Here is a 25,857-nt window from a genome sequence, read left to right on the forward strand (position 1 = left end):
TAGGCGCAAGCAACAGTTATCAGCTTAGGATGCACCCAATGTCGAACCCCTCCCTTTTGATCCTGCCAGGTGATGGTATCGGCCAAGAAGTCATGGCCGAAGTCCGCCGCGTCATTGACTGGTTCGGCGCTAAGCGCGACATCCATTTTGATGTCTCCGAAGATCTGGTTGGCGGCGCGGCCTACGACAAACATGGCACACCTTTGCACGATGACACGATGGCCAAAGCGCAAGAGGTAGATGCCGTGTTGCTCGGCGCTGTTGGTGGTCCTGCATATGACGATCTGGATTTTTCGGTCAAACCCGAACGTGGTCTTTTGCGTCTGCGTAAAGAGATGGACCTGTTTGCCAACCTGCGACCTGCCCAGTGTTTTGACGCCTTGGCGGATTTTTCGAGCCTGAAGAAAGAACTCGTCGCAGGCCTCGACATCATGATCGTGCGCGAGCTGACGTCGGGGGTCTATTTTGGCGAACCTCGCGGTATCCACATGGAAGACAACATGCGCGTTGGCATCAACACCCAGCGCTACACCGAAGCCGAGATCGAGCGCGGCGCGCGTGCGGCGTTCGACATGGCGATGAAACGGTCCAAGAAGCTGTGCTCGATGGAAAAAGCCAATGTCATGGAATCTGGCATCCTTTGGCGTGACGTCGTGACCGAAGTGCATGCGGACTACCCCGAAGTTGAACTGTCCCACATGTACGCCGACAATGGCGCGATGCAGTTGGTTCGGGCGCCCAAGCAGTTCGATGTGATTTATACGGACAATCTGTTCGGTGACATCCTGTCTGATTGTGCCGCGATGTTGACTGGTTCGCTTGGCATGTTGCCGTCTGCGTCCCTCGGCGCGCCGATGGCGAATGGCCGCCCCAAGGCGATGTATGAACCCGTTCACGGGTCCGCACCCGACATTACAGGACAGGGTAAGGCGAATCCGATTGCTTGTATCCTCAGCTTTGCGATGGCGCTGCGCTATTCTTTTGATCAAGGCGATGAGGCTGCACGGATTGAAGCCGCAATCGAGAAAGTGCTGGCTGACGGTGTGCGCACAGGCGATTTGCTGGGCGATGAAGACACCGTCGGCGTAAGCACATCTGGCATGACGGATGCAATCTTGGCAGCACTTGACGCGTCACTCTAACGAGCGGCAGACTGTTGCCTGTTAGGGGCGATCACGTCGTAAGAATACGGAAAGAATAGACCATGTCTTCAAACGCAAAAGGCGCGCTTCTGGCGCTGATCGCATTCGGAGTGTTCGCGACCCATGATGTCTTCGTAAAGACCTTGGGCGCGATCTATTCGCCGATCCAAATCGTGTTCTTCTCGGTGCTGTTTAGCTTTCCTTTGGCGACCATCATGTTGATGCGTGATTCCAAACCGGGCAATCTGTTGCCGCGTCATCCGTGGTGGATGGCGCTGCGCACAGTTGCATCCGTCGCAACCGCTGTGACGGCGTTTTATGCGTTCACGGTTCTGCCCTTGGCGCAGACCTATGCGATCCTTTTCGCGGCGCCGTTGTTGATCACAATCCTCGCGATACCAATCTTGGGTGAAGTGGTGCGGTTGCGTCGCTGGCTTGCTGTGATTGTCGGTCTCACTGGGGTGCTTGTGGTGTTGCGTCCGGGATCGACGGATCTGAATTGGGGCCATGCGGCGGCATTGACGGCCGCTGTAGGCGGTTCTGTTGCTTCTATCGTTGTGCGCCGCATTGGGGCCGATGAACGCCCTGTCGTGATGCTGTTGTATCCGATGATGGCGAATTTCGTGCTGATGGGAATCGGTCTGGCGTTCGTTTACATTCCGATGCCAATCGAACACCTTGGATTGGTTGCGCTTGTGGCGGCCTTTGCGTGGACAGCGGGGCGGTGCATCATCGCGGCCTATCAATCCGGCGAAGCCGCGATCATTGCGCCGATGCAATATTCCCAGATCATCTGGGCCACGGTGTACGGCGCGCTGTTTTTCGACGAACGCGTCGACAATGCGACAATCCTCGGCGCGAGCATTATCATCGCGTCTGGCATGTATATCGTACTGCGCGAAAGCAACGCAGGCACATCAGCGACGACCCCGGTGACGCGCACGCGGTCGCGCCATGAAACTGGCACCTATATGCGTGCGGGGCCATTCATGCGTCTGATTGGCCGACATCCCGACGACAAATAGTGGCTGCTATATGATCGCGCTTTCGGCAAAGGGCCTGCCAGCCGCGATGCGCTCAAACCCGAACGGCGTCAGGTCAAGCGTTCGGTATTCGCCGTAGGTCAGCATTTCAGCTGTGCCGCGCCCCATCGCAGGGGATTGCTGCAATCCATGACCAGAAAATCCATTTACGAAGAAGAAATTTTCAATCTCCGTGTGCGGTCCAAGGATCGCGTTTTGATCCAGCGTGTTGAAGTCATAATGCCCCGCCCACTCGGTGATGACTTTGATGGCCTCAAATTGCGGAATGCGGGTCGCGATTGTCGGCCAGATTTTATCCTGCCATAGGCCATGATCCATGGCAAAATCGTCACACTCTACTGCCAGATCTGGGTGCGCATGTCCACCCGCCAGATAGGTTTTTGGCCCATCCTGCCGGAAATGCACGCCCGATGGATCAATCGTAAGCGGCAAGACCTGACCGAGAGGCTGTTCGGCGGAGAATATCCATGTGAACCGCTTCCGCGGCTCAACAGGAATTTGGATTCCCGCCATTTTAGCTGTCCTTGCGCCGCGCGGACCCGTGGCATTGACGACCTTGCCACAGGCAATCGCGTCGCCGTTCGCAAGGGTCACACTGTGCACCCGTGGTCCCACGACGTGCATCGACGTGACCTCGCCTGTTATATATTCCACGCCACGTTCCCGCGCTGATCTGCGCCACCAATCGAAAACTGTGCCGCCGTCCCAGTAGCCCTCATCGATGAGGTTAATGCTGCCCAGCACAATGTCATCGACGGTGTAAAATGGGTAGGCCTCCTTGATTTGGGCTGGCGTCATCAGTTGCGTTGCGGCGCCTGCGTCTATCTGCACCTTTTGCGCGGCGCGCAATTGATCTGCGAAGGCGTCAGTGTCGGCAAGATACATGTAGCCATAGCTCTGGATCGACAGGTCCGGAACGCGGGGATCATTGCCCATGAGGCCCTTGAAGCCCTTGATGAACGCGGCACCAAACTGGGAAATCTTGACGTTCAACGGGTTGCTGAACTGTTGGCGGATACAGGAATTGGTGTGCGCTGTTGCGCTATTTTGGTAGGTCGGGTCGCGTTCAATCACTAAGACTGTTCCGTCAAAATCCGGATTGTCCGTCAAAAACCAAGCCACGGCGGACCCGTACATCGCGCCGCCAATGATCACCACATCGTAGCTGCTGCGGGTCGCAGTCGTGTCGAATTTTCCAACGGCCATGGGTGATCCTCTTCTTCACTACTTGGGGCGTAAAACAGAGCGCTGGTCAAGCGCTGTGAGTCGGCGGATTAATTCCGATCAATTTAGTCAGGATTACTTGACGGAACGGCAGGGCGAGGATAACTGATTAAAATAGTCAGATATAAAGGATCGACAAAATGACCACTAGAACCATCACTCTCACAACACTGCTGCTGTGCACCGCCGCGCCAGCCTTCGCTGATGGGGAGCTGAACCTATACTCCTCGCGCCATTACGATACCGACGAACGCCTGTATTCTGATTTTGAGGACGCAACTGGCATCAAAATCAATCGCATCGAAGGCAACGCAGATGAGTTGATTGCACGGATGGAGGCAGAAGGTGTGAATTCACCTGCTGACGTGCTTTTGACTGTCGATACATCACGGCTTGAACGGGCGAAGGATGCGGCTGTGTTGCAATCCATCGATAGTGAGATCCTCGAGGACCGCATTCCAGCGAACCTGCAGGACAGCGACAATCAATGGTACGGATTTTCGCAACGCGCACGGATCATTTTCTACAATAAGACCAATGTTGAAAATCCGCCAATGACATATATCGCGCTTGCCGACCCCGCATACGAAGGCTTGGTTTGTCACCGATCATCGACCAACGTATATTCGCAAACGCTTTTAGCCAGCGTGATTGAAAACCATGGTGAAGCAGCAGCGCGCGACTGGGCTCAGGGCATTGTGAACAATTTTGCACGCGATCCACAAGGCGGCGATACTGACCAGTTGCGCGGTCTCGTGTCGGGAGAGTGTGATATTTCGATTTCGAACACCTACTATTTCGCGCGTGCGATCCGGACCGACGTCGATGGACTGCCTGCCGACGCCCGTGAAAATATTGGTTGGGTCTTTCCATCGCAAGATGCCGAAGGCGCCCACATGAACCTGTCTGGTGGCGGCGTGGCGGCGTACGCACCGAACCGCGACAATGCGATCGCATTCCTTGAATACCTCGCATCAGATCAGGCGCAGCAGTATTTTTCGGCTGGTAACGACGAATATCCAGCCGTTACTGGCGTTGAATTATCTCCCTCGGTTCAGGCTTTAGGTGAATTTATCGGTGATACTGTCAATTTAAGTGAAGTCGCGAAGAATTTGCCGCTTGCCCAAGAGATATTTAACGAGGTTGGTTGGAAATAGCTCGAGGAAATTCACAAAAGGGGGGGGCAGCCTAGGTTGCGCCCCTTTTTTATGCCCTGTGTGCCGCGACCTGACGGCACAGCAAGATCACAGGTAATAACCCAATGGCCCCGATCAGAAGGCTTGGCACTGCCGCGCCGTTAAGCCGCTCGTCAGAGGCCAGTCGAAATGCCTGAACCGCCAATGTGTCATAATTAAATGGACGCATGATCAACGTGGCGGGCAGTTCTTTCATGACATCAACAAAGACGATCAACGCGGCCGTCAGCAGGCTGGGCGTCAAGATTGGGATGTGTACACGGCGCACTGTGCCGATGGAATTCTGCCCCAAAACACGACTAGCGGCGTCAATATTGCGGCTGACGACGGCAATTCCGCCTTCATACGCACCCAGTGCGGCGGCGAGGAAGCGGATCATATATGCACCGATCAGCAGCCAGATCGACCCTGTGAACAACAGGCCAGTGGAGACGTCAAACGTCGCGCGCATCCACGCATCCAGCGCGTTATCAAAGGCAGCAAATGGCACGATTAAACCAACCGCAATGACGCCCCCGGGTACTGCATAGCCGATCCGTGCGACATAAAGAGCCGCCGCAGCAGAACGTGTTTCGCGCAGGCGGTTTAGACTGCCGAGCAGGACCGCAGCTGCGACGGTGACCAAGGCTGCAACGGCTGCCAAAGTCAGTGAATTTGTGATGAAGTGCAGGTAGCGCGGGCTGAACAGATTTTGTTCAGACCCGACGGCCATAACGGACAACGCCAGAACGGGGATGATGACGCCGAGCATAACGGGCATGCCACACAAAATGACCGCTCCCCATCTTGCAACGCCCGCCAGTGGAATGCGCGCGACGACGTCTTGGCGTTTGCCATTGCTGAACCGCGCGCGGCCCCGATTTGCGCGTTCCAACATCGCCAATAGTAACGCGAACGCCAGTAATCCAAGCGACAATTGCGCGGCGGCCCCGCGATCGGCCATGGAAAACCAGCTGTTGTAGATGCCCGTCGCAAAGGTTTGCACGCCAAAATAAGATACAGTGCCGAAATCTGCGATCGTTTCCATCATCGTGAGAAGAACACCCGCCGCAATAGCTGGGCGCGCTAGCGGCAAGGAGATCGACAGGAATGCAGCAAACGGTGATTTACCCAAGGAACGTGCAGCAAGGAACGTTGTCGCGCTTTGCCCAATAAATGCGGCCCGCGCGAGCAGGTAGACGTAAGGGTACAGTACCAAAATCAGCATAACCGCGGCGCCGCCTAAACTGCGAATTTCAGGAAACCAATAGTCGCGTGGGCCCCAGCCAGTCACGTCGCGCAGCACCGTTTGAACGATGCCGGGATGGTCCAGCACGTGGGTATAGGCGTAGGCCAATACATAGGCAGGGAACGCCAGTGGGATCACCAATGCCACCTCGAGCCAGCTGCGACCGGGGAAGTCTGTCATTGTCACCAGCCACGCCGAACCAGTGCCGACCATGAATGTGCCAAAGCCCACAATGAAGACCAAAGCGGCGGTGTTGCGCATGTAATCATCAAGCACCGTCCCCGCGAGGTGGCGCAGCGTACTTGTGTCGCCTGACACTGACGCGAGCGCGACCGCAAGGAATGGCAGAAGACAAAACAGCGCGATCCCGAACGCGACCAATGCGATGGCTTTGTCGGCCATAAACCACGACGATTTCGCGGCAGGGGGGGGGAGTTGCGTGCTGTCGGACATATCGGCTTGCTACCCTATCGACAGCGCGTCGTCTATCTAAGACCGATTGTTTTAGTCGGGATTAAAGATTCAGTCGGCTGGGTGGTCGTCATAGTCGTCACGCAGGATGCGGGCAGCATCCCCATCAGGGTCGTCATATTGATCTGACCGAAGCGTCCAAAGGAAACCGACAAGGCCAAGCGCCCCAAGCGTGAGAGAGATCGGAATGAGGTAGGCGAGAACATTCATCTTACCGAACCCTCAATGCATTAAGGGAGACGACAATCGAACTCGTCGACATGGCAATCGCAGCCGACAGCGGTGTCGCAAAGCCAAAAAAAGCAAACGGCACAGCAACCATATTGTAGCAAGCAGCAACGCCAAAATTTTCCAGGATGCGGTGGCGGGCAGACCGTGCGATCCGCAAGGCGTCTTCAATCTTTGATACATCGCTTGAGATCAGGACAATATCTGCAGCAACCCGCGTCGCGTCCAACGCAGATGCGGGCGTGATTGAGACATGCGCCAGTGCCATCGCCGCCGTGTCATTCAACCCGTCACCGACCATCAGAACGTGTTTGCCTTTGGCGTTCAGGTCTTCAAGAAATTGCGCTTTTTCTGTCGGCAGGACGCCGGCGCGCCAATCGGGCAGGCCGATTGCCTCGGCAAATCCCTCTACATTTGATGCGGTGTCGCCGGACAACAGGGTCACAGGCAGACCGCGTTTGCGCAGGTGGGCCAACAGTTGGTCGACGCCGACCCGCAGTGTATCTTGAAACTCAAAGGTTGTTCGGATGTGGCCATCTATCGCCAGAACGGTGCCGTGTCCTCCACTGCCCGCCCAGTCAGCCCGCCCTAGCGCGACGCGTTTGCCGTTCCAGCACCCTGCGATTCCATGGCCAGGCAGTTCTTTGATGTTGGTCACTGTGACAGTCGGGAGGACTTGGCCCCGTGCCGCGTCGACGATGGATCGGCTGCGCGGATGTGCCGACGCGATAGCAAGTGCTGCGGCAAGAGCGAAATCCTGTGGCGCTATATCGGTCGGATTCAGCAGTGTGGGTTTGCCCACAGTCAGCGTACCGGTCTTGTCAAAGATTACTGTGTCGACTTCGGCCAAACGTTCCAGCGCGGTGGCGTGTTTCACCAACAGGCCACGGCGAAACAACGCACCAGAGGCGACCGTGGACACAGCAGGAACAGCTAAACCCAAGGCACAAGGGCAGGTGATGATCAGCGTCGCAACCGCGATGTTCAGGGAATAGCGCACATCGCCACCGGACAAGTACATCCACATGACAAAGGCGGCAAACGCCAGCAGATGCACAGCGGGCGCGTAGATCGCGGCTGCGCGGTCGGCGAGCGAATTGTAGCGCGATTTGGCGTCTTCCGCGACAGAGATCAAATCCGTGAGGGAGTGCAAGAACGTGTCTTTGCCAACGGACGTCACCCGCACGTCGAGTGGGCCTGTCAGATTGATTTCGCCCGCTCGCACGATGTCATCAGGACGCACAAAGACCGGATCGGACTCGCCTGTTAGAAATGCGCGGTCAAGTTCGCTTTCGCCACGGATGATCTGTCCGTCAACGGGCATCCGCGCACCGGGTCGGACAAGAACAAGATCGCCAACGCAAAGTTCAGACAGGGACACCGTTTGCGGCACGCCGTCCGTCACGCGCAAAGCCGTTGGCGTTTCCAATGCGGCCAGTTCAGTGGCGGCTGACCGCGCCACAGTGCGGGTGCGTTGGTCAAGATAGCGCCCAGCCAATAGGAAAAACGTCAACGACAAGGCGGCGTCAAAATAGGCGTGATCGCCAGAATGGGCGACTTCAAACAATGACATTCCAGCGGCCAGCACAATAGCGAGGGAAATTGGCACATCCATATTGAGCCGCGCAACACGCAAGGCCCGCCACGCGTTCACGTAGAACGGCTGGGCGGCAAAGATGATCGTTGGCAATGCGATGGCGGCAGAAATCCAGTGAAACAGATCGCGGGTGACATCGCTGGCGCCAGACCAGACCGCAACCGACAGCAGCATGACATTCATCATTGCAAAGCCTGCAACGCCAAGGCGCATCAACAGATCGCGCGCGGCGCGGTCGGACCGGTCCGCAGATAATGTGGCTTGGTCCAGCGGTTGCGCGTCATAGCCCAATGCCGCCAACGCATTCGTCAGCACCACGTCATCAATGTCGGGTTTTACATAGATGGTCGCGCGTTTTCGGGTCAGGTTTACACGCACATCCGACACGCCTGGCAGGGCTATCAAGCCACGCTCAACGACCGAAATGCAGGCCGCACAATTGATCGTAGGCAGGGACAGCGCGACTTCGCGGTCCCCATGCTGTGCAGCATTGCCCGCCCGCTGGGTCGCCAGCGCTGTGGCGTCGCATCCGGGGCAGGCGGACAGTCCAATATGGGTGTCCGTGACTGTCATCTCTGGACCAACACCACCACGCGTTGCCGAAAGGCTGTGCCGTCTTGCGCGGTGGCTTCCATGCGCAGCTTCCAATTGCCCGGTGCGGTGGTCACCGGTGCCACGTATTTGGTTCCGGTGAACACGAAATCGGGGCTCTGATCGTCGCGCACGTTGGTGGCGCGCCCGAATATGGCATCAAGGTCCGCAACCTCAACAGGGCGACCATCTGTGTCGGTAATATTGAGGTGAAGCTCTTCGCCAGACACATCCGCCGAAACGGTCCAGCCGAGCGCCAATTGCGCCTTGCGATCTGCGTCAAAATTCTGGCTGGCGACATATGCGTTTTTAACTTCCAATCCAGGAAAGGTCGCGATTGCTGAATATGCCAGAAACAGATTGACCGAAAGGATCACGCCAAATGCGCCTGCCATCCCGAAAAATACTTTGCGCCCTGTAAGCGGTGCCATGATTTAGGTTCCCCCTGTGCCGTTGAAATAGGTGTCATCGTGGGCGCGGTCATCGTTGATTGTGTCCACAACCCAGAACCGCATTGCCGTACGAACAACGGTTGACGCGGGGGTTTGCGCCGCGGCGCTGACAAAGACCCGCACAAGATAGGTTGAATCGGCTGGCACATTCACGACGTCATCACCGCTGGCTTGTCCCTGAACATCAATTTGAAGCGCGGCGTCTGATGTAACCGACAATTCAAACGGCCGCGTTTCACCGTGTTTGTTGCGCAGGCGGATTTCGTAGACATTGCGGATCGTGCCATCAGACAGCACGACATAAGTCGGGTTGCGCACCGCAGCGACGGTCATGTCGATGTCGGACTGGATGAACAAAGCCACCACCAAGCCCAGTCCGACAATGGACCACAAGCTTGAATAAATCAGCGTGCGCGGGCGCAGGATATGCTGCCAAACGCGCTTCGTCGGCTGGCCTTTTCGTTCCGCGTCTTCATCATCAAGTGACAGGTAATCAACAAGCCCGCGTGGTTTGCCGATCTTGGTTATGATGTCGTCGCAGGCATCAATGCACAGCCCGCATGTGATGCATTCCATTTGTTGGCCGTCGCGGATGTCGATGCCGACAGGGCAGACGTTGACGCAGGCCATGCAGTCGATGCAATCGCCTTGCGGGGTCTCTTTGGTGATCGCGTCGGAATGTTTGCGTGGTTCACCGCGCCATGAACGATAACCGATGGTGATCGTGTCTTCGTCCATCATCGCGGCTTGGATGCGTGGCCACGGACAGGCATAGATGCAAATCTGTTCGCGCGCGATCCCGCCGAAGAACACGGTGGAAACGGTCAGAAATGCCATGGTCGTATAGGCCACCGGATGTGCGGTTCCGTTGATCAGGTTCACCAAAAGCGTCGGCGCATCGGTGAAATAGAACACCCACGCGCCACCTGTGGCCAATCCGATCAACAGCCAAACGGCGAATTTCGTCAATCGCAACCTGAGTTTGCGTACGTCCCATTTTGCATTCCAAAGACGGACGCGGGCGTTGCGGTCGCCTTCAATCCAGCGTTCCGTGGCGATGAACAGGTCCGTCCAGACGGTTTGTGGACAGGTATAACCACACCAAACGCGGCCCATGGCAGAGGTGAACAAGAAAAGGCCAAGGCCCGCCATGATCAGTAATCCGGCAATGAAATAGAATTCATGGGGCCAGATTTCAATCCAGAAAAAGAAAAACCGCCGACTGGCAAGATCAACCAGAACCGCCTGATCAGGCAGTTCCGCGCCGCGGTCCCACCTAATCCATGGCGTTAGATAATAGGTAAACACCAAGGGAACCCCCTCTGTTTAGGGCAGATCTGATCTGTGATTATTGCGCGAAGCTGGCGATTTGCTAGCGCAATTTGAGGGATTTGATGATGGGCAAGCAGCAGCGAGGTCGCGGCACCAAATACGATGATGTGTTCAAGCGTCAGCTTGTGGCGGAAAGCCATGCGGATGGCGTGAGCGTTTCGATGGTATCAAAGCGACATGGGGTGACGACGAGTCGGATATACGCGTGGCGGAATGATCCCTTGTTTCAAGAACAACCAGCCACGCCCACTGAGTTTATGCCTGTTGAGGCACTTGAGGGGACTACGGCATCGCGATCTCCCGGTCCTAAAATAGAAATCACGCTTGAGAACGGTCGCAAACTGAGTGTGAGAGATGATGTTGATGCTGGCTTTGTGCTGGAACTAGCGCGAGGACTTGCAGCATGATCCCTGTGCTGGGGGATGCAAAAATCTGGCTTGCGGCAGGTGTCACGGATATGCGGCGCGGGTTCAACGGGCTGGCTGCGCAAACAGAGCAAGTTCTGGCGGGTGATCCTTACGCGGGGCATCTGTTTTTGTTCCGAGGTCGTCGTGGGGATCAGATCAAGATGATCTGGTGGGATGGTCAGGGCGCATGCCTCTTCACCAAACGCCTTGAGCGAGGTCGGTTTGTGTGGCCCTCAGCGCGCGAGGGCAAGATCAAACTGAGCCACGCGCAGTTGGCGATGCTGATGGAGGGGATTGATTGGCGCATTCTTAAGAAAACATGGCGACCTTCAATGATTGGATAGGCTCATATTTTGTTGCTGTATTTGTCTTTGTGGGATTCCCATAAAGCCCCAATCCTGGTACAAAATGATATGAGTTAGATCCCTCCAAATCTGGCTAATCTGCCCCCTGAAGTGCAGGCGCTGTTCGCCGCGCAGACCGCAGAATTGGACCGTAAGGATGCAGAAATGTTGGGCCAATCGCTGAGCCATGCGGCTGCACAAAAGCGCCTCAAGGCTGAGATGGCATCAGTGGACGCCGCTCTGAGTGCCGAGCGCTCCGCTCATGCGCGTGCCATCCAGAACCGAGACACCATCATCGCCGATCTGCGCCTGCAACTTCACGGTCACAAAAAACACCGTTTTGGCTCAAAGTCAGAAAGCAGCGCACAACTGACGCTGGAGTTGATCCTTGAAGAGATGGAAATCGAACAAGCCGCTGAGACGGATGATGAGGATGCGTCCTCTGACGCAGAAGCCAAGCCGCCCCGCACGCCGCGCAAGCGCAAACCCTTTCCGAAAAACCTCAAGCGGGTTCAGACGACCATCACCCCCAGTGACGCTTGCACCGATTGCGGCGGCAGCTTCAAAGTGCTTGGAACGGATGTGATGGAAGAATTGGAATATGTCCCGGGCCATTACATCGTGAACCAAATAGGCCGCCCGCGTCTGGCTTGCACCTGTTGTGAGAAGGTCGTCCAGGCCGAGATGCCAAGCCGCCCCATTCCAAAGAGCTTTGTGGGGCCCGCGCTGATGGCCCACATCTTGTGCTGCAAATACGGCTATCACCTGCCGCTGTATCGCCAGAGTCAGATGTTTGCCAATGAAGGCATAGATCTGAGTGGTTCGCTCATGGCGGGTTGGGTCGGTAAATGCACCAAACTGCTGGAGCGCGTCTCAGATGCAATCCGCGATCACGTCTTTGAGGCGCAGGCCATCTTCATGGATGATACCACGGTCAAGCTGCTCCAGAAGGGCAAGGGTCGTGGCAAGAATAAGACCAAAACGGCGCGACTGTGGGTCTATGCCCGAAAAGAAAATACTTGGGCCAGCGGAGTACCACCTGCGGTGTGGTACCAATTCTCCACCAGTCGAGGGGCTGAACATCCCAGTCAGCATCTGGCTACCTATGAAGGCTTTGCCCATGCGGACGCCTATGCTGGGTATAATGACGCGTACCGAACGGGACGCATCAAAGAGATGGCCTGTATCGCGCATGTGCGACGTGAGATCTTTGATCTTTATGAAAGCACAAAGCTGCCTGTAGCTGGCGAAGCTGTGCTGCGGATTAAAAAGCTCTATGATGTTGAGACACAAGCGCGGTTCCTGCCAGCATCTGAACGCGTGGCCCTGCGTCAGGAATACGCCAAACCGATCTTTGACGACCTAGAGGTCTGGCTTAAAGAGCAACTGGGTAAAATCTCCAGCAAGACGCCGCTGGCCAAGGCGATCAAATATGCGCTTGCCCGCCTGCCCAAGGCACGTCCCTATCTCGATCACGGCTTTCTTGAGTCGGACAACAACACAGCTGAGAACGCAGTGCACCCTGTGGCCGTTGGCCGTAAAAACTATCTCTTCATGGGATCAGAAGCAGGCGGTAAATCTGCCGCCATCGCCTATACCCTCATTGAGACAGCCAAGATGAACAAGGTAAATCCCGAAGCCTGGCTTGCTTGGGTGCTGGAACGCATCCAGGACCATCCAGCAAACCGTATAAACGATCTCATGCCGTGGGCCTATCAGGACATGATCAACGCTAAAACCGCCGAGGCCGAGGCAAAAGGCGCTGCTTGATCAAGGCCGTGCTGATAATTATGTCTCCGCGGCCCCTAGCTCATCATAAAATCCAAACCCATTACGCCGGCCAAATAACAGCTTCGCACAAGAATCCCAGATCAAACCGGGCCCAAACAAGGGGGTTCCCTTGGTGTTTACGATAATAGACGCCCAGCGTCAGGATCATAATGCCCCATTTAAGGGAGCGGAATTTACCCTTCACCTTGCGCGGAAAGAAAGGCTCGCGTTTCGCATAAAGTGGCTTGTGGTCGGTGGACGTCACTGCGCGCTGCCAAGTTGATGAACGTAAGTGGCAACGGCATTTATTTCAGCAAGACTAAGGCCGCTCGCACCACGGAATTCTTCGGACCACGCTGGCATAGCGCCAAAGCGGGCATTCTGAATGGTCGTGCGGATCGTGTCCGCGTCGCCGCCATATAGCCAGATTGCATCGCTCAGGTTTGGCGCGCCGATCTCTTGCAGTCCGGTCCCTGCATCACCGTGACACGCCGCACAGTTATCAAGGAACAGCGTCGACCCAACCCCTGCCAGAACTGCTTCATGGTCTTGACCCGAAATTGAAAGGACGTGCTGAACGATCGCGTCAATCTCGTCATTCGTGAGGATTTCGTCGGCGCCAAAAGCGGGCATCTGGGAATAGCGGCTGTCCATTGACTGTTCGTTCCGGATGCCGTGGGTGACTGTGTAAGCAATTTGTTCGATATCGCCGCCCCACAACCAGTCATCGTCAAGCAGGTTTGGATAACCACCAGCCTGTACGCCAGCAGCACCACGTCCGTGGCACTGCGAGCAGTTCGCCGCAAAAATGGACCCGCCCGCGTTAACTGCAAAGGTGTGCAATTCCGCGTCGTCGCGGATCGCCGTCAGGTCCGCCGTAGCCAGCCGTGCCAGAATTTCGGCGTTTGATGCATCCACGCGGGCAATGTCTTCGGCAACTTCACCTCGTGTCGAATAGCCCAACAGACCTGTCGTCGCGCCATTGATCATCGGCCAAGCAGGGTAGGCGATTGTATAGCCCACAGCCCAGATGATCGTCAGATAGAAAACCCAGACCCACCAACGTGGCATTGGACTGTCGAGTTCTTCGATGCCGTCCCAAACGTGACCTGTGGTTTCAACGTCGTCTTTTTTGTCTGGCTTATTCATTTTTGACCCTCCGGACCTTTGGTGGTGTCGATGATTGGACCGTCTTCGTTGCGGAATATGACATCTGCGGCGTCAGCGTGCAGATCGCGTGATCCGGGTCGGAAGGCCCAAAGCCAAACGCCCACAAGGAAGATGAACAGCGCCAGCAGCGCCCAGCTGTCGGCGAGTTCGCGAAGGAATGAATAGGTGTCCATGTGCTGTCCTCCTAGCGGCTTGCGTCGGGCGTGAAGGTCGAAAAGTCGACCAGCGTGCCCAGCATTTGAAGGTATGCGACCAGCGCATCCATTTCGGAAATTCCATCACTGCTATCGAAGTTGCGGACCTGTGCGCCGGGGTAACGTTCTACCAGTGCATCCCAGTCGCTGTACTGGTCGGCTTGAGCGATGAAATCTGCCTGCGCATTTTCGATCATGTCGTCCGTGTAGGGGATGCCGACAAACGCATGGGTCCTGACCAGATCTTCGATGTGATCGGGTTCGATAAAACGGTTCATCAAGAACGAATAGGGTGGCATAATCGATTCCGGCACAACTGATTGTGGATCACTGAGGTGATCAATGTGCCACGCGTCCGAGTACCGCCCGCCAACGCGAGCAAGGTCCGGCCCTGTCCACTTGGACCCCCATTGAAATGGGTGGTCATACATGGATTCCGCCGCGAGCGAATAGTGGCCATACCGTTCGACTTCGTCCCGTATCGGGCGGATCATCTGACTGTGGCAGACGTAGCAGCCTTCGCGCACGTAAATGTCCCGCCCCGCCAGTTCCAGCGGGGAATACGGGCGCATGCCCTCGACCTCCTCGATTGTGTTTTCAAGATAGAACAGCGGCACTATTTCAACGATGCCGCCAACGGCGACAACCAACAGGCTGCCGACCAAGAGGAGCGATGCGTTCTTTTCGATGACCTTATGGCGATCAAGAATTCCCATAATCAGCCTCCTTATTCAGCGGGGACGGCAGCGGTGGAACTTGCAGCAGGTTGCTGCTTTCCAAAGGCTGTCATCCAAAGGTTATAACACATGATAATTGCGCCAGTGAGATAGAGGGCTCCACCCAGTCCGCGAACGACATACATCGGGAACTTGGCTCCGACGGTGTCAGCAAAGCTGTTCACCAAGAAACCCTGTGCGTCGACTTCGCGCCACATCAGACCTTCCATGATCCCTGTGACCCACATCGAAGACGCGTAAAGAATGATCCCGATTGTCGCGAGTCAGAAGTGTTAGTTCACCAGACGCAGCGAATAAAGCCCCGCGCGGTTCCACAGTTTTGGTGTCATGAAATACAGCGCCGCAAACGTGATCATACCGTTCCAGCCAAGCGCGCCGGAATGCACGTGGCCGATGGTCCAGTCGGTATAGTGGCTCAGCGAATTCACCGCGCGGATCGACATCATCGGACCCTCGAATGTGGACATGCCGTAAAAGCCGAGTGAGATGACCATCATGCGAATGATCGGGTCGGTGCGGATTTTGTCCCATGCACCTGACAGCGTCATCAAACCGTTGATCATGCCACCCCAGCTGGGCATCCACAAAACGATTGAAAACACCATGCCAAGGGTCGTCGCCCAGTCTGGTAACGCGGTGTAGTGCAAGTGGTGCGGACCGGCCCAGATGTACAAGAAAATGAGTGACCAGAAATGCACGATCGACAGTTTGTAACTGAACACTGGCTTACCGGCCTGTTTGGGGACGAAGTAATACATCATGCCCAAGAAACCGGCTGTGAGGAAGAAGCCAACAGCGTTGTGGCCGTACCACCACTGGGTCATCGCGTCCTGCACACCTGCAAAGACTTGCACTGATTTAGAGCCGAAGATGCTGACAGGAACTGATAGATTATTGACGATGTGCAGCATTGCGACGGTCACGATAAAGGCCAGGAAGAACCAGTTCGCGACGTAGATGTGCGGTTCTTTGCGCTTGACGATCGTGCCCATGAACACGACCAGATAGGCGACCCAAACGATGGTTAGCCAGATATCCACGTACCATTCAGGCTTGGCATATTCTTTCGATTGGGTCGATCCCATCAAATACCCCGTTGCAGCGAGTACGATGAACAGGTTGTACCCCCAAAACACGAACCACGCGGTATTGCCGCCCCATAGACGTGCAGCGCAGGTGCGTTGCACGATATAGAATGACGTGCAGATCAACGCGTTGCCACCGAAGGCAAAGATCACCGCAGAGGTGTGGAGCGGACGCAGGCGGCCAAAGTTGCCGTAACCCTGCAGGAACTCAAAATTCAGGGATGGAAACGCCAACTGGAAAGCGATGAACGTTCCGACAAGAAATCCTGCCAGCCCCCAAAACGCAGTTGCAACCACGCCGTACCGGATCACACCGTCCATATAGCCTGTTGGCTCTGGCGGCCTGATGTCATCAGCCGTGCGCACCGACCAAACAAACATTCCCGCTGATATGATCATGATGATGATAGCATGAATTTGATAGGCGATGTCGCGCGCCCAACTTGCGGCTACAGCCGCGAGCAGGGTGACAACCCCGAACGCCACTATCTTGAACCAATTCCACATCGTGGCGTTCCCTTCTTCGAATAGGACGAATGTGTCCTGCAAATATTTATGCGACGGGTTTTTCACGGATCAGCGGAAGGCCGCCTTGATCCAAATTAAACAAATGCGCGGTTTTTCTTGACTTCAATCAAGGAAAACCGGTCGACGGATTGGCACACTGAAAGGGTCCGCAACAGGAGTACTGACCATGAGCTACAAAACCATTGCTATCGTCATCTTTGACGAGGTTGGCGACAAAGAAGCGCTGCAAACTGCAGTCACATTGGCAAACCGTGAGGGCGGCCACCTGGATGTCTATTGTCTTGGCATCGATCCGGTACGCTACGATATGGCACCGATGGGGGCGTCACCAGCATTGACGTTATCAGGCCGCGGTGAGGCGGAGACGCGGGCCAAGACATTGGTCGACTGGGCGGAAGACCGTCTTAGGGACGCTTTGGTGCCAACGGCGGTCCAGAAATTGGTCGTCACATCTGCTGGCCTCGATGCGGCCATTGCGCGGGTCGTGCGGTATTCCGACCTGATCATCGCATCACAGCCCTACGGCGAGGGGTCGACGCAGGTGCAGACGATTATTCTTGAGGCGGTTTTGTTTGGCACTGGCGCGCCCGTTATGGTTATTCCGCGCACCGCCGAAAATATCGGACCCTTTGAACGGGTCATGGTCGCATGGGACGAAAGCACCCAAGCACTGGAGGCCGTGCGCAAAGCCTTGCCTGCCCTAAAAAATGCCACACGAGCCGAGATCGTCATGATCAACCCGCCCTCCCATTCGCCGGAACGATCCGATCCGGGCGGCGTGATTTGCGTGATGTTGGCGCGCCACGGCGTTAAGGCGGACGTGTCGATCCTTGCCAAAACAATGCCGCACGTCGCCGAGGTCATCAACCGTCACGCACAAGACCATGCAATCGATTTGATCGTCATGGGCGCATACGGTCATTCGCGCTTCCGCGAAGCGATGATTGGTGGTGCGACCCGCGACATGCTTGAAACGGCTCGTGTTCCGATACTGATGGCGCACTAAAGGTGCGAGATCGCGTCACTGCCAGTCTGCGCCAACAAACGCGCCATATCGGGCACGACCACCTTCCGTTTGCCTTCAAGCAGAATAATACCCTCCCGCTTCAGCGCGGAGATTTGGCGGCTGACTGTTTCCAGCGTCAGACCCAGATAATCCGACATCGCCTCGCGGGTGAGCGGCAAATCAATCGTCACGGGCGCATTAATCTTAGGAACATCGTGGGCCTGTTCGCGGTGGGCAATGATGGTCAGCAAACTCGCGATTTTTTCACGCGCAGTTTTGCGACCAAGGATCAACATCCATTCGCGGGCTGCATCCAGCTCATCCATCGTCATTTCCAGCAGTCGTTCGCCAATGTGGGGGGGGCGAACCAACATGTCCTCAAATGGTTTGCGCCTGAAACAGCACAGTGTGACATCTGTGATCGCGCACACGTCATAGGCTGATGTCTTGCGCCAAGGACGGCCGATAAAATCGGACGGAAGTAACAGGCCCAGCATTTGCGTGCGCCCGTCCTCAAGTGTTTGCCCCAACGTCGCGACACCGCGCACAACAGAACCCACAAAGGTCAGATCATCACCTGCCCATGCTATTGTTTGGCCTGCCTCAAACGTCCGGTAAAATTTCATGTCTTCAAGCAATGCCAATTCATCGGCCTCGCACTTAGAGCAGACGGCGCGGTGGCGGATTGGGCAATCGGCACATTGTAGGTCGAATTTGGATTTTTTGATTGCCAAGATTACATCCTCTTCGGTTTGTGGAGTCCGAGAGCTACACCATAGGTAGAGTAGAAGGCCGACAACGTGTCTAGTATTTCTGTGCGCACCAACGGCGTTTTTTTGCGTGCAAGTGCAAGGGGGGGGCCTCTCGCGCTTGTGCCTTGCGCGCCGCCGTGCGATTTCATCTGGAAAAAAAGGGGGTTAGGTATGCGCATAGGTTTGATCGTTTTGGTGTTGGGCTATGTGCTCAGTCAATTTTACCGAGCGTTTCTGGCGGTACTGACCCCCGCACTGGAGGCCGATCTGGGCGCGACAGCCGCCGATCTGTCGTATGCGTCGGGCCTTTGGTTTATAGTCTTTGCTGTCATGCAGATTCCCGTTGGAGAGGCATTGGACCGCTTCGGGCCGCGGATAACGGCCGTAGTTTTGTTCAGCTTGGGCGGGGCAGGCGGAGCATTGGTTTTCGCGATGGCACAGACACCAGCCCATATCGCGTGGGCAATGGCGCTGATCGGCATCGGTTGTTCGCCTGTCTTGATGGCAGCCTATTACATCTTTGCGAAAATGTATCCGGCGGTGATGTTTTCGACCCTTGCAGGGGCGACGATCGGCTTTGGCAGCTTGGGAAACCTTGCGAGTTCCGCCCCCATGGCATGGGCCGTAGAATCGTTCGGTTGGCGCGAGACCATGGTGGCGCTGGCGGCGTTGACCCTTTTGGTGTCAATCGCGCTTTGGCTGGTTGTGAAAGACCCACCAAAAACTGCGTCCACGGGTCCGCGCGGGTCAGTGTTGGATATCCTGAAGATAAAGGCTCTTTGGCTGATTTTTCCGATGATGTTCGTGAACTACGCGCCCGCTGCCGGCCTGCGCGGACTTTGGGTTGGACCATATGGCACGGATGTGTTCGGGGCTGACACGTCGATGATTGGAACCATGACACTGGTGATGGGCCTTGCGATGATCGTGGGGAATTTCGCTTATGGACCGATGGATCGCGTGTTTGGCACCCGCAAATGGGTGGTATTTGTTGGCAACACACTAGGTGCGGCAGGCTGTTTTGCCTTGTTTGCTTTGCATGGACTTACGTCAGTTTGGACAGCGACCGCGTTGCTCGCGCTTGTGGGGCTTGCGGGGGCGTCGTTTCCTTTGATGATCGCCCACGCCCGTCCGTTCTTTCCTGAACACCTTACGGGGCGCGGTGTGACGTTGATGAACCTGTTTGGAATCGGCGGTGTCGGGATCATGCAAATCGTGACTGGCCGGTTGATGACGTTCTGGCAGGACACCAAAGGTGACAGCGAAGCCTATGCGTCCCTGTTCGGGTTTTATGGCATTGTGATGTGTTGCGGCCTTGCGATCTATGTCTTCAGCACGGACCGCACAGACTAACGCCCCTTTTGTTTAAAGCGCATTGGGTCTAAGAGGCGCGTGTCCCATAGGGGACATGCATTTACAAAGGATCCAATCGCATGGGCTATAGAATCGTCATTGCGGGCGCCACAGGTAACGTGGGCCGCGAAATGCTCAACATTCTGGCAGAACGCCAGTTTCCAGCGGATGAGGTTGTCGCGCTGGCATCCCGCAGATCGCTCGGAACGGAAGTGAGCTTTGGCGACAAGACGTTGAAAACCCAGGACTTGGATACCTTCGATTTTACGGGCTACGACATCGCGTTCTTTGCAGTCGGGTCTGACGCGACAAAGAAATACGCGCCTATCGCGGCCAAGCAGGGCTGTGTCGTCATTGATAACTCGTCGCTGTATCGCTATGATCCAGACGTGCCGCTGGTTGTGCCAGAAGTGAATCCCGAAGCCGTCGATGGCTACGCTAAGAAAAACATCATTGCGAACCCGAACTGTTCGACCGCACAGATGGTGGTGGCGCTGAAGCCTTTGCATGACCGCGCCAAGATCAAGCGCGTCGTCGTCAGCACATACCAATCCGTGTCCGGTTCGGGCAAAGACGCGATCGACGAACTGTGGGATCAGACCAAATCAATCTACAACCCGACCGACTCCAAGCCACCAAAGGTCTTTACCAAACAGATTGCGTTCAACGTTATCCCGCACATCGACGTCTTCATGGATTCAGGCGACACCAAAGAAGAATGGAAGATGGTCGCGGAAACTAAAAAGATCATCGACAAATCTATCAAGGTCACAGCGACCTGCGTGCGCGTGCCTGTGTTCGTCGGCCATTCGGAATCGATTAATATCGAATTTGAGGATTTCCTCGACGAAGACGAAGCCCGCGATATCCTGCGCGAAGCACCGGGCGTTATGGTCATCGATAAGCGCGAAGATGGCGGTTATGTCACGCCCGTCGAATGCGTCGGTGATTTCGCCACGTTCGTTAGCCGCATCCGTCAGGACAGCACAATCGACAACGGTCTGAACATGTGGGTCGTGTCTGACAACCTGCGCAAAGGTGCAGCACTTAACGCTGTGCAGATCGCGGAAACCCTTGGCAACCGGTGTCTGAAAAAAGGTTAGTCTGTCTCGCGATAGCTAGAACAAGCAAGAATTTGAAAAGGCCCCGCCGTTTGGTGGGGCCTTTTCAGTTAGAATCGCTCTGCGCGTAAAACCTCAACATCGCTGATTGTGACGACACCGATGTGTTTGTCGACAACCTTGAATGCGGCATCCAGCAAGTCGTCCAAGCGTTCGGGCTTGATGATGCAAATGACCTGAACCATTCCGTTTGCGCGTCCGATCTGCCCTTCACGCGACCAAGAACCTGACCGACCCGATCCACCCAGAACCGGCAGGATCGAATATCCGGTGACGCCTGCGGCTTCCATCGTGTCCGTCAGGCGGTTTTGCATGATCGCCTCAATTGTGATGACAACGCGTTTTGCTTGATGTGTTTTCATGTCAGCCTCCTGTGAGGGTTTGGCTTGCCGCAACGTAGAGCGGGATACCGATGGTCAAATTGAACGGGAACGTCACACCGAGCGACAGCGTCAGATAAACCGACGGATTCGCCTCTGGTAGGGCGACGCGCATTGCGGCAGGCACGGCGATGTAGCTGGCAGACGCAGACAAGACCATCATCAAAGCCACCCCACCTGACGATAAACCGACGATTAGCGCGAACACGAGCCCCAAAACGGCCCCCACAAGCGGCATTGCAATGCCGAACGCCACTGCGCCGAAATTCAACACACCGCGCGATTCACGCAGACCGCGCCCCGCGACCAAGCCCATATCGAGCAGAAACAGGCACAAAACACCCGTGAAGGGCGCAACAATGAAGTTTGAGATTTTATCGAGACCCTCTTGTCCGGTCACAGCACCAATGAAAAAAGCGCCGACCAGTAAAACGATGGATCCGTTGAGCATAATGTCCCGCATGAGTTCGCCGTCCATCCGGCGGCCCGACCCACCCCGTGATACGAGCCAGAGCGCAGACAGAATCGCGGGCGCTTCCATGACGGCGGCAACCGCAACCATGTAGCCTTCCGACGAAATCCCGCGTCCTTCCAGAACGGATGTTGCAGCAACAAACGTCACGATAGAAATCGAACCGTAATGTCCCGCCACGGCAGCTGCATCAATGCGGCTAAGGCTGGTCATGACCTGCAGCATCGCAAACGCAATAAGCGGCAAAGCAGCTGACAAGACAAACCCCGCCACGAGCGTCGCAACCAACGTACCGTCCAGCCCGTTGGCGGCCACGGCTGCTCCGCCCTTAAAGCCAATTGCGAACAGCAAATAGATCGACATCGCTTTGGCCGTGGCCTCTGGCACGCTCAAATCCGATCGGACCAATGCGGCGGTAATCCCCAGCACGAAAGACAGGATTACAGGGGAAAGCAGGTTCGTCGCTGCAAGGTCGAAAATTTCGGCCATCAGAAGTCCCATCGTTGAATATACAAAATTTAAAGAAGTACGTCTGCTGCGGTTTCACAACCTAAAGAGATTTAAAGTCCTCAGTTTCAGCGTCATACACTTCAAGCCCGCCGTGCCCGATGTCATTCCAAAGACCGTGTAATGATAATCGACCACTGTCGACTGCATCTTTCACATGCGGAAACGTCATCAGATTTTCAAGTGATATCACGACGCTGTCTTTTTCTAGCTGGCGCACGCGCGCTGCATCGTCACCCTCTGGCAACTTGTCGAAACTGGGCCGCAGAATGTCCATCCAGCGTCCGACGTAGCTTGTTTTGGCCTCAAGTTCGGGGGCGTTTCCAGAACACATATCATAGCAACCCTGCACGCCGCCGCAGGCCGAATGGCCCAGTACGATCAGGTGCGAAACTTTTAATTCTGTGACTGCATATTCAACAGCGGCAGACGTGCCGTGATGCTTGCCGCCTGATTCTTGTGGGGGAACTAGATTGGCGATGTTGCGGTGAATGAAAAATTCACCCTGATCCGCCCCAAAAATTGATGTGACATGAACGCGACTGTCGCAGCAAGACACGACCATGGCGCGCGGGTGCTGTCCACCTTCCGCTAGTTGCATGTACCAGCCCTTGTTTTGTTCGTAAGTTGTTGCTTTCCAACCATGATATCGGCGGACCAGATAGTCTGGAAGAGGGCGAGCGAGGTGCATGACACTGTCCTTTTCGTCGATTTTACCCTGCATATGGGGAATTTATCCGAAATTCGAGCGATTAATGTAGCGGGATCGAAACCAATTGGAAACTTTGACGTCGTAGCTTCGTACTTGGGTGAAGTGAGAGTGGGATTGAAATGGAACAACAAGAGACTCGACATACGTCTCGCGCGATTGCGCGTCTGGTGCCACTGGAATCGTTTGGGCCTGCCGTAAATGCCCTATCACCATACGCACTTGATGATGACGACTTCGGTCAGGGTGATTTGATCTGTGACAGCCTTGAAGAGCTATCGCGGCATTTGAAATGCTTGGACTACGACTACCAGTCCGGACAACTCGACCGACTTGAGGCGCGTGCGCGCAGCATTGTCATGCTCGCAGATCAGCTTGGTTTGCGACGGGTTGGGCAGGTCGCGGCTGACGTCATCTATTGCATAGATGGCACTGATAAGGCCGCGTTGGCGGCGACGTTGTCGCGGTTGATGCGGTTGGTGACGCAGGCTTTGGATCATGCGGTGGGGCCAATTTCGGCACGTTGAATCGGGGGCGTAATTTGGGCGTGTGGGCCGTGGCCCTCGCCACGGGCATGGTCTAGGTTGACGCAACAATCAGGCCAGAGGTCCCAATGTCACCTAAATTTGCCCCCCCATCCGCCACCGCAATTATGTTGGTCACTGTAACGACCAACGATCTTAGGGCGGCGCTTGCCAATCTGCCAAACCCGTCGGCAGACTGGTTGCGTGCCACAGGGTTCACCGCAAGCATCGGTGAGATGGCTGCGTTACCGAACGCCGATGGGTCCATTCAGGCGGTCTATGTCGGTTTGGGCGCAAAAGGCCAAACGCGGGTCCGCTTTGGCGTCGCGGCGGCGGCAGCAAAGCTCCCTGCTGGTACTTATGTTTTGGATACAATCCTAGCAGGCCTCGCATTGGAAGAAGCGGCGCTGGGGTTGCTGCTGAGCCTGTATCAATTCGACCGCTATAAGGCCGCCCCTGCGCAAGATCTGGCGTTCGTTGCGCCCGCTGGAATTGACGCGGTGCGGATCGAAGCATTGGCCGCTGGTGAATGCCTGACCCGTGATCTGATCAACACTCCGGCGGCTGACATGGGACCGGATGAACTTGCCGACGCTGCGCAGACATTGGCGACACAGCACGGCGCGACGATGTCGATTATACAGGGCGATGACCTGCTCGCACAGAATTTTCCGCTGATCCACACCGTTGGCCGGGCGTCGCCGCGCAAACCGCGACTTATTGATATGTCTTGGGGTCAATCTGGTCCGAAACTGACGCTTGTGGGCAAGGGCGTGTGTTTTGACACAGGGGGCCTCAACCTCAAACCTGGCGCGTCGATGGGGTTGATGAAAAAAGATATGGGCGGCGCGGCAACCGTGCTGGGCTTGGCCCATATGATCATGGCGCTGAAGGTGCCGCTGCAACTGCGCGTGCTGATTCCCGCCGTGGAAAATTCCGTCGACGGGTCGGCGTTCCGCCCTGGCGATGTTCTCAACAGCCGCAAAGGGCTCACGGTTGAGATCAACAATACTGACGCTGAAGGGCGGTTGGTTCTGGCAGACGCGCTTGCGCTGGCGGACGAAGGCAAGCCTGACCATATCATTTCAATTGCGACATTGACGGGCGCTGCACGTGTCGCCGTCGGTCCGGACATCGCGCCGTTCTTCACAACAGACGATGCAATGGCGTGCGCGTTGCCGCAGGCCGCTGCTGAGGTCGCGGACCCAGTCTGGCAGATGCCGTTTCATGACCCCTACGAGGCGATGATTGAACCGCAGATTGCCGACTTGGACAACGCGCCGTCGGGCGGGTTTGCGGGCGCAATCACGGCGGCTCTGTTCCTGCGGCGGTTTGTAACGGATACGCCCTACACGCATTTCGACATTTACGGTTGGAACCCAACAGCGGCACCTGCACGACCCAAGGGTGGTGTGGGCATGGGCGCCCGGGCCATTTTGGCAGCCCTACCTGAGGTCTTGGGTCTATGACAGACGCGCGCCTGACCCCTGCCAATGGGCGCGTCGCGGCCAGCCATTTGCGCGGTCAGGTCGACGCCGATGTGTTTGTTGATGGCGACCCGTTCTCAGTCGGGCAAGTCGTGGTCGACCTTTGTGCCGCGCCAGCAGGCAGACGCGAACGGCAATTGTTGCTGGGCGCCGCTCTGACTGTGTATGAACGCCGCGATGGTTGGGCCTTTGTGCAATGCAAACGCGACGGTTATGTAGGTTATGTCCCTGAATCAGTGCTGGTCACACCGAACGCCACGACCCACCGTATCGCTACGCCAGCGACCCACGCCTACGCGACTGAAAGCTTCAAGTCGCGCGACCTTTTGCATCTGCCATTTGGCGCAGAAGTCACCGTCGTAAATGAACGGCCCAAGTTCTTTGAAACGCCGAACGGCTTTATCCCTAAAAAGCACCTACGCCCGCTGGAGCAACTGTTCTCGGACCCCGCCACGGTTGCGCAGCTTTATTTTGGTGTGCCGTATCTTTGGGGCGGAAATTCCACCCGAGGGGTTGATTGTTCAGGCCTTGTTCAGGCCGCCTATCACGCTTGTGGGCACTTGTGCGCCGGTGATAGTGACCTGCAAAGCGACGGATTAGGGCGACTTTTGGAAAGCGGTGAAAACCTGCTGCGCGGTGATTTGATTTTTTGGGACGGCCACGTCGCTATGATGGTTGATGCCGATACGATGATCCATGCAAACGCCCATCACATGGCTGTGGTCTACGAAGGTTTGGTGCAGGCGACGTTGCGCATCAAAACGCAGGGCAACGGCGACGTTACAGCCCGTCGACGGGTTCTGTAGT

General features: G+C 56.0%; 25 protein-coding genes and 1 pseudogene. 12 read left to right on the plus strand and 14 right to left on the minus strand.

Going from position 1 to position 25,857, the window contains the following annotated elements; translation table 11 throughout:
• Positions 1-38: 38 nt before the first annotated feature.
• On the plus strand, positions 39-1,142 hold the full coding sequence (leuB, locus tag OA238_RS00440; RefSeq protein ID WP_015493598.1) for a 3-isopropylmalate dehydrogenase: 1,104 nt from the start codon (positions 39-41) through the stop codon (positions 1,140-1,142).
• Between the two features lie 62 nt (positions 1,143-1,204).
• The gene (locus tag OA238_RS00445) at positions 1,205-2,167 is read left to right on the plus strand and encodes a DMT family transporter (protein ID WP_015493599.1); all 963 of its coding nucleotides are present in this window, start codon (positions 1,205-1,207) and stop codon (positions 2,165-2,167) included.
• Positions 2,168-2,173: 6 nt separating this feature from the next.
• Here OA238_RS00445 and OA238_RS00450 read toward each other — a convergent pair whose 3' ends face one another.
• Positions 2,174-3,391 carry an NAD(P)/FAD-dependent oxidoreductase gene (locus OA238_RS00450; protein ID WP_015493600.1) on the minus strand — a complete coding sequence of 406 codons (1,218 nt, stop codon included), beginning with the start codon at positions 3,389-3,391 and terminating at the stop codon, positions 2,174-2,176.
• Between the two features lie 158 nt (positions 3,392-3,549).
• Between OA238_RS00450 and OA238_RS00455 the strand changes: the two genes are divergently transcribed.
• The gene (locus tag OA238_RS00455; protein WP_015493601.1) at positions 3,550-4,566 is read left to right on the plus strand and encodes a Fe(3+) ABC transporter substrate-binding protein; all 1,017 of its coding nucleotides are present in this window, start codon (positions 3,550-3,552) and stop codon (positions 4,564-4,566) included.
• Positions 4,567-4,615: 49 nt separating this feature from the next.
• On the opposite strand, the gene OA238_RS00460 is transcribed toward OA238_RS00455, so the two are convergent.
• From OA238_RS00460 to ccoG, 5 genes are all read right to left on the minus strand, one after another.
• A complete protein-coding gene (locus OA238_RS00460) occupies positions 4,616-6,286 on the minus strand; it encodes an ABC transporter permease (RefSeq protein ID WP_015493602.1) in 1,671 nt (556 codons plus the stop codon).
• 69 nt (positions 6,287-6,355) lie between these two features.
• A complete protein-coding gene (gene ccoS, locus OA238_RS00465) occupies positions 6,356-6,514 on the minus strand; it encodes a cbb3-type cytochrome oxidase assembly protein CcoS (protein ID WP_044036010.1) in 159 nt (52 codons plus the stop codon).
• A gap of 1 nt (position 6,515) precedes the next feature.
• Positions 6,516-8,702 (minus strand): heavy metal translocating P-type ATPase, encoded by a 2,187-nt coding sequence (locus OA238_RS00470; protein WP_015493603.1) that lies wholly within the window; start codon positions 8,700-8,702, stop codon positions 6,516-6,518.
• Positions 8,699-9,151, minus strand: a complete 453-nt coding sequence (locus tag OA238_RS00475; RefSeq protein WP_015493604.1) for a FixH family protein — start codon at positions 9,149-9,151, stop codon at positions 8,699-8,701. The genes OA238_RS00470 and OA238_RS00475 overlap by 4 nt, the downstream gene beginning before the upstream one ends.
• A gap of 3 nt (positions 9,152-9,154) precedes the next feature.
• Complete coding sequence (gene ccoG / locus OA238_RS00480) at positions 9,155-10,480, minus strand: cytochrome c oxidase accessory protein CcoG (protein WP_015493605.1); 1,326 nt, start codon at positions 10,478-10,480, stop codon at positions 9,155-9,157.
• 86 nt (positions 10,481-10,566) lie between these two features.
• On the opposite strand from ccoG, the gene tnpA reads away from it, so the two are divergent.
• The 3 genes from tnpA to tnpC all read left to right on the plus strand — a co-directional run bounded on the left by tnpA (position 10,567) and on the right by tnpC (position 13,025).
• Positions 10,567-10,911, plus strand: coding sequence for an IS66 family insertion sequence element accessory protein TnpA (tnpA, locus tag OA238_RS00485; RefSeq protein ID WP_015493606.1), 345 nt, complete (start codon positions 10,567-10,569; stop codon positions 10,909-10,911).
• The gene (gene tnpB / locus OA238_RS00490; protein WP_015493607.1) at positions 10,908-11,255 is read left to right on the plus strand and encodes an IS66 family insertion sequence element accessory protein TnpB; all 348 of its coding nucleotides are present in this window, start codon (positions 10,908-10,910) and stop codon (positions 11,253-11,255) included. The genes tnpA and tnpB overlap by 4 nt, the downstream gene beginning before the upstream one ends.
• 165 nt (positions 11,256-11,420) lie before the next feature.
• Positions 11,421-13,025, plus strand: coding sequence for an IS66 family transposase (tnpC, locus tag OA238_RS00495; protein ID WP_245581413.1), 1,605 nt, complete (start codon positions 11,421-11,423; stop codon positions 13,023-13,025).
• 261 nt (positions 13,026-13,286) lie between these two features.
• Here the strand turns inward: tnpC and ccoP are convergent, their stop codons facing one another.
• From ccoP to ccoN, 4 genes and pseudogenes are all read right to left on the minus strand, one after another.
• Positions 13,287-14,174, minus strand: a complete 888-nt coding sequence (ccoP, locus tag OA238_RS00505; protein WP_015493609.1) for a cytochrome-c oxidase, cbb3-type subunit III — start codon at positions 14,172-14,174, stop codon at positions 13,287-13,289.
• Positions 14,171-14,368 carry a CcoQ/FixQ family Cbb3-type cytochrome c oxidase assembly chaperone gene (locus OA238_RS00510; protein WP_015493610.1) on the minus strand — a complete coding sequence of 66 codons (198 nt, stop codon included), beginning with the start codon at positions 14,366-14,368 and terminating at the stop codon, positions 14,171-14,173. The genes ccoP and OA238_RS00510 overlap by 4 nt, the downstream gene beginning before the upstream one ends.
• An 11-nt stretch (positions 14,369-14,379) precedes the next feature.
• A complete protein-coding gene (gene ccoO / locus OA238_RS00515) occupies positions 14,380-15,105 on the minus strand; it encodes a cytochrome-c oxidase, cbb3-type subunit II (RefSeq protein ID WP_015493611.1) in 726 nt (241 codons plus the stop codon).
• Positions 15,106-15,116: 11 nt separating this feature from the next.
• Positions 15,117-16,718 (minus strand): annotated as a pseudogene (gene ccoN / locus OA238_RS00520) (cytochrome-c oxidase, cbb3-type subunit I).
• A 187-nt stretch (positions 16,719-16,905) separates the two neighbouring features.
• Here ccoN and OA238_RS00525 point away from each other — a divergent pair.
• A complete protein-coding gene (locus tag OA238_RS00525) occupies positions 16,906-17,745 on the plus strand; it encodes a universal stress protein (protein WP_015493612.1) in 840 nt (279 codons plus the stop codon).
• Here the strand turns inward: OA238_RS00525 and fnrL are convergent.
• Entirely contained in the window at positions 17,742-18,482 is a 741-nt protein-coding gene (gene fnrL / locus OA238_RS00530; RefSeq protein ID WP_420806503.1) for a transcriptional regulator FnrL, read from the minus strand. The genes OA238_RS00525 and fnrL overlap by 4 nt on opposite strands.
• A 186-nt stretch (positions 18,483-18,668) precedes the next feature.
• Here fnrL and OA238_RS00540 point away from each other — a divergent pair, with 186 nt between their 5' ends.
• Entirely contained in the window at positions 18,669-19,850 is a 1,182-nt protein-coding gene (locus OA238_RS00540; RefSeq protein ID WP_015493614.1) for an MFS transporter, read from the plus strand.
• An 80-nt stretch (positions 19,851-19,930) separates the two neighbouring features.
• A complete protein-coding gene (locus OA238_RS00545; protein WP_015493615.1) occupies positions 19,931-20,953 on the plus strand; it encodes an aspartate-semialdehyde dehydrogenase in 1,023 nt (340 codons plus the stop codon).
• Between the two features lie 68 nt (positions 20,954-21,021).
• Here OA238_RS00545 and OA238_RS00550 read toward each other — a convergent pair whose 3' ends face one another.
• The 3 genes from OA238_RS00550 to OA238_RS00560 all read right to left on the minus strand — a co-directional run bounded on the left by OA238_RS00550 (position 21,022) and on the right by OA238_RS00560 (position 23,021).
• The gene (locus OA238_RS00550; protein WP_015493616.1) at positions 21,022-21,333 is read right to left on the minus strand and encodes a P-II family nitrogen regulator; all 312 of its coding nucleotides are present in this window, start codon (positions 21,331-21,333) and stop codon (positions 21,022-21,024) included.
• Position 21,334: 1 nt separating this feature from the next.
• The gene (locus tag OA238_RS00555) at positions 21,335-22,312 is read right to left on the minus strand and encodes a sodium-dependent bicarbonate transport family permease (RefSeq protein ID WP_015493617.1); all 978 of its coding nucleotides are present in this window, start codon (positions 22,310-22,312) and stop codon (positions 21,335-21,337) included.
• Between the two features lie 61 nt (positions 22,313-22,373).
• On the minus strand, positions 22,374-23,021 hold the full coding sequence (locus OA238_RS00560; RefSeq protein ID WP_015493618.1) for a carbonic anhydrase: 648 nt from the start codon (positions 23,019-23,021) through the stop codon (positions 22,374-22,376).
• A gap of 140 nt (positions 23,022-23,161) precedes the next feature.
• Between OA238_RS00560 and OA238_RS00565 the strand changes: the two genes are divergently transcribed.
• The 3 genes from OA238_RS00565 (at position 23,162) to OA238_RS00575 (ending at position 25,856) form a co-directional block, all read left to right on the plus strand.
• Entirely contained in the window at positions 23,162-23,566 is a 405-nt protein-coding gene (locus OA238_RS00565) for a hypothetical protein (protein WP_015493619.1), read from the plus strand.
• A gap of 86 nt (positions 23,567-23,652) precedes the next feature.
• Entirely contained in the window at positions 23,653-25,032 is a 1,380-nt protein-coding gene (locus OA238_RS00570) for a leucyl aminopeptidase family protein (protein WP_015493620.1), read from the plus strand.
• Complete coding sequence (locus OA238_RS00575; RefSeq protein ID WP_015493621.1) at positions 25,029-25,856, plus strand: C40 family peptidase; 828 nt, start codon at positions 25,029-25,031, stop codon at positions 25,854-25,856. Before OA238_RS00570 ends, OA238_RS00575 begins: the two co-directional genes overlap by 4 nt.
• Position 25,857 lies beyond the last annotated feature (1 nt).

It is taken from the genome of Octadecabacter arcticus 238, from assembly GCF_000155735.2.
Classification (GTDB): domain Bacteria; phylum Pseudomonadota; class Alphaproteobacteria; order Rhodobacterales; family Rhodobacteraceae; genus Octadecabacter; species Octadecabacter arcticus.

What these genes read in the sequence shown, in the direction of transcription:
- leuB (WP_015493598.1), top strand. Translation starts at nt 39, where the DNA reads ATGTCGAACCCCTCCCTTTTGATCCTGCCAGGTGATGGTATCGGCCAA.
- OA238_RS00445 (WP_015493599.1), top strand. Translation starts at nt 1,205, where the DNA reads ATGTCTTCAAACGCAAAAGGCGCGCTTCTGGCGCTGATCGCATTCGGA.
- OA238_RS00450 (WP_015493600.1), bottom strand. Translation starts at nt 3,391, where the DNA reads ATGGCCGTTGGAAAATTCGACACGACTGCGACCCGCAGCAGCTACGAT.
- OA238_RS00455 (WP_015493601.1), top strand. Translation starts at nt 3,550, where the DNA reads ATGACCACTAGAACCATCACTCTCACAACACTGCTGCTGTGCACCGCC.
- OA238_RS00460 (WP_015493602.1), bottom strand. Translation starts at nt 6,286, where the DNA reads ATGTCCGACAGCACGCAACTCCCCCCCCCTGCCGCGAAATCGTCGTGG.
- ccoS (WP_044036010.1), bottom strand. Translation starts at nt 6,514, where the DNA reads ATGAATGTTCTCGCCTACCTCATTCCGATCTCTCTCACGCTTGGGGCG.
- OA238_RS00470 (WP_015493603.1), bottom strand. Translation starts at nt 8,702, where the DNA reads ATGACAGTCACGGACACCCATATTGGACTGTCCGCCTGCCCCGGATGC.
- OA238_RS00475 (WP_015493604.1), bottom strand. Translation starts at nt 9,151, where the DNA reads ATGGCACCGCTTACAGGGCGCAAAGTATTTTTCGGGATGGCAGGCGCA.
- tnpA (WP_015493606.1), top strand. Translation starts at nt 10,567, where the DNA reads ATGATGGGCAAGCAGCAGCGAGGTCGCGGCACCAAATACGATGATGTG.
- tnpB (WP_015493607.1), top strand. Translation starts at nt 10,908, where the DNA reads ATGATCCCTGTGCTGGGGGATGCAAAAATCTGGCTTGCGGCAGGTGTC.
- tnpC (WP_245581413.1), top strand. Translation starts at nt 11,421, where the DNA reads ATGTTGGGCCAATCGCTGAGCCATGCGGCTGCACAAAAGCGCCTCAAG.
- ccoP (WP_015493609.1), bottom strand. Translation starts at nt 14,174, where the DNA reads ATGAATAAGCCAGACAAAAAAGACGACGTTGAAACCACAGGTCACGTT.
- OA238_RS00510 (WP_015493610.1), bottom strand. Translation starts at nt 14,368, where the DNA reads ATGGACACCTATTCATTCCTTCGCGAACTCGCCGACAGCTGGGCGCTG.
- ccoO (WP_015493611.1), bottom strand. Translation starts at nt 15,105, where the DNA reads ATGGGAATTCTTGATCGCCATAAGGTCATCGAAAAGAACGCATCGCTC.
- OA238_RS00525 (WP_015493612.1), top strand. Translation starts at nt 16,906, where the DNA reads ATGAGCTACAAAACCATTGCTATCGTCATCTTTGACGAGGTTGGCGAC.
- OA238_RS00540 (WP_015493614.1), top strand. Translation starts at nt 18,669, where the DNA reads ATGCGCATAGGTTTGATCGTTTTGGTGTTGGGCTATGTGCTCAGTCAA.
- OA238_RS00545 (WP_015493615.1), top strand. Translation starts at nt 19,931, where the DNA reads ATGGGCTATAGAATCGTCATTGCGGGCGCCACAGGTAACGTGGGCCGC.
- OA238_RS00550 (WP_015493616.1), bottom strand. Translation starts at nt 21,333, where the DNA reads ATGAAAACACATCAAGCAAAACGCGTTGTCATCACAATTGAGGCGATC.
- OA238_RS00555 (WP_015493617.1), bottom strand. Translation starts at nt 22,312, where the DNA reads ATGGCCGAAATTTTCGACCTTGCAGCGACGAACCTGCTTTCCCCTGTA.
- OA238_RS00560 (WP_015493618.1), bottom strand. Translation starts at nt 23,021, where the DNA reads ATGCACCTCGCTCGCCCTCTTCCAGACTATCTGGTCCGCCGATATCAT.
- OA238_RS00565 (WP_015493619.1), top strand. Translation starts at nt 23,162, where the DNA reads ATGGAACAACAAGAGACTCGACATACGTCTCGCGCGATTGCGCGTCTG.
- OA238_RS00570 (WP_015493620.1), top strand. Translation starts at nt 23,653, where the DNA reads ATGTCACCTAAATTTGCCCCCCCATCCGCCACCGCAATTATGTTGGTC.
- OA238_RS00575 (WP_015493621.1), top strand. Translation starts at nt 25,029, where the DNA reads ATGACAGACGCGCGCCTGACCCCTGCCAATGGGCGCGTCGCGGCCAGC.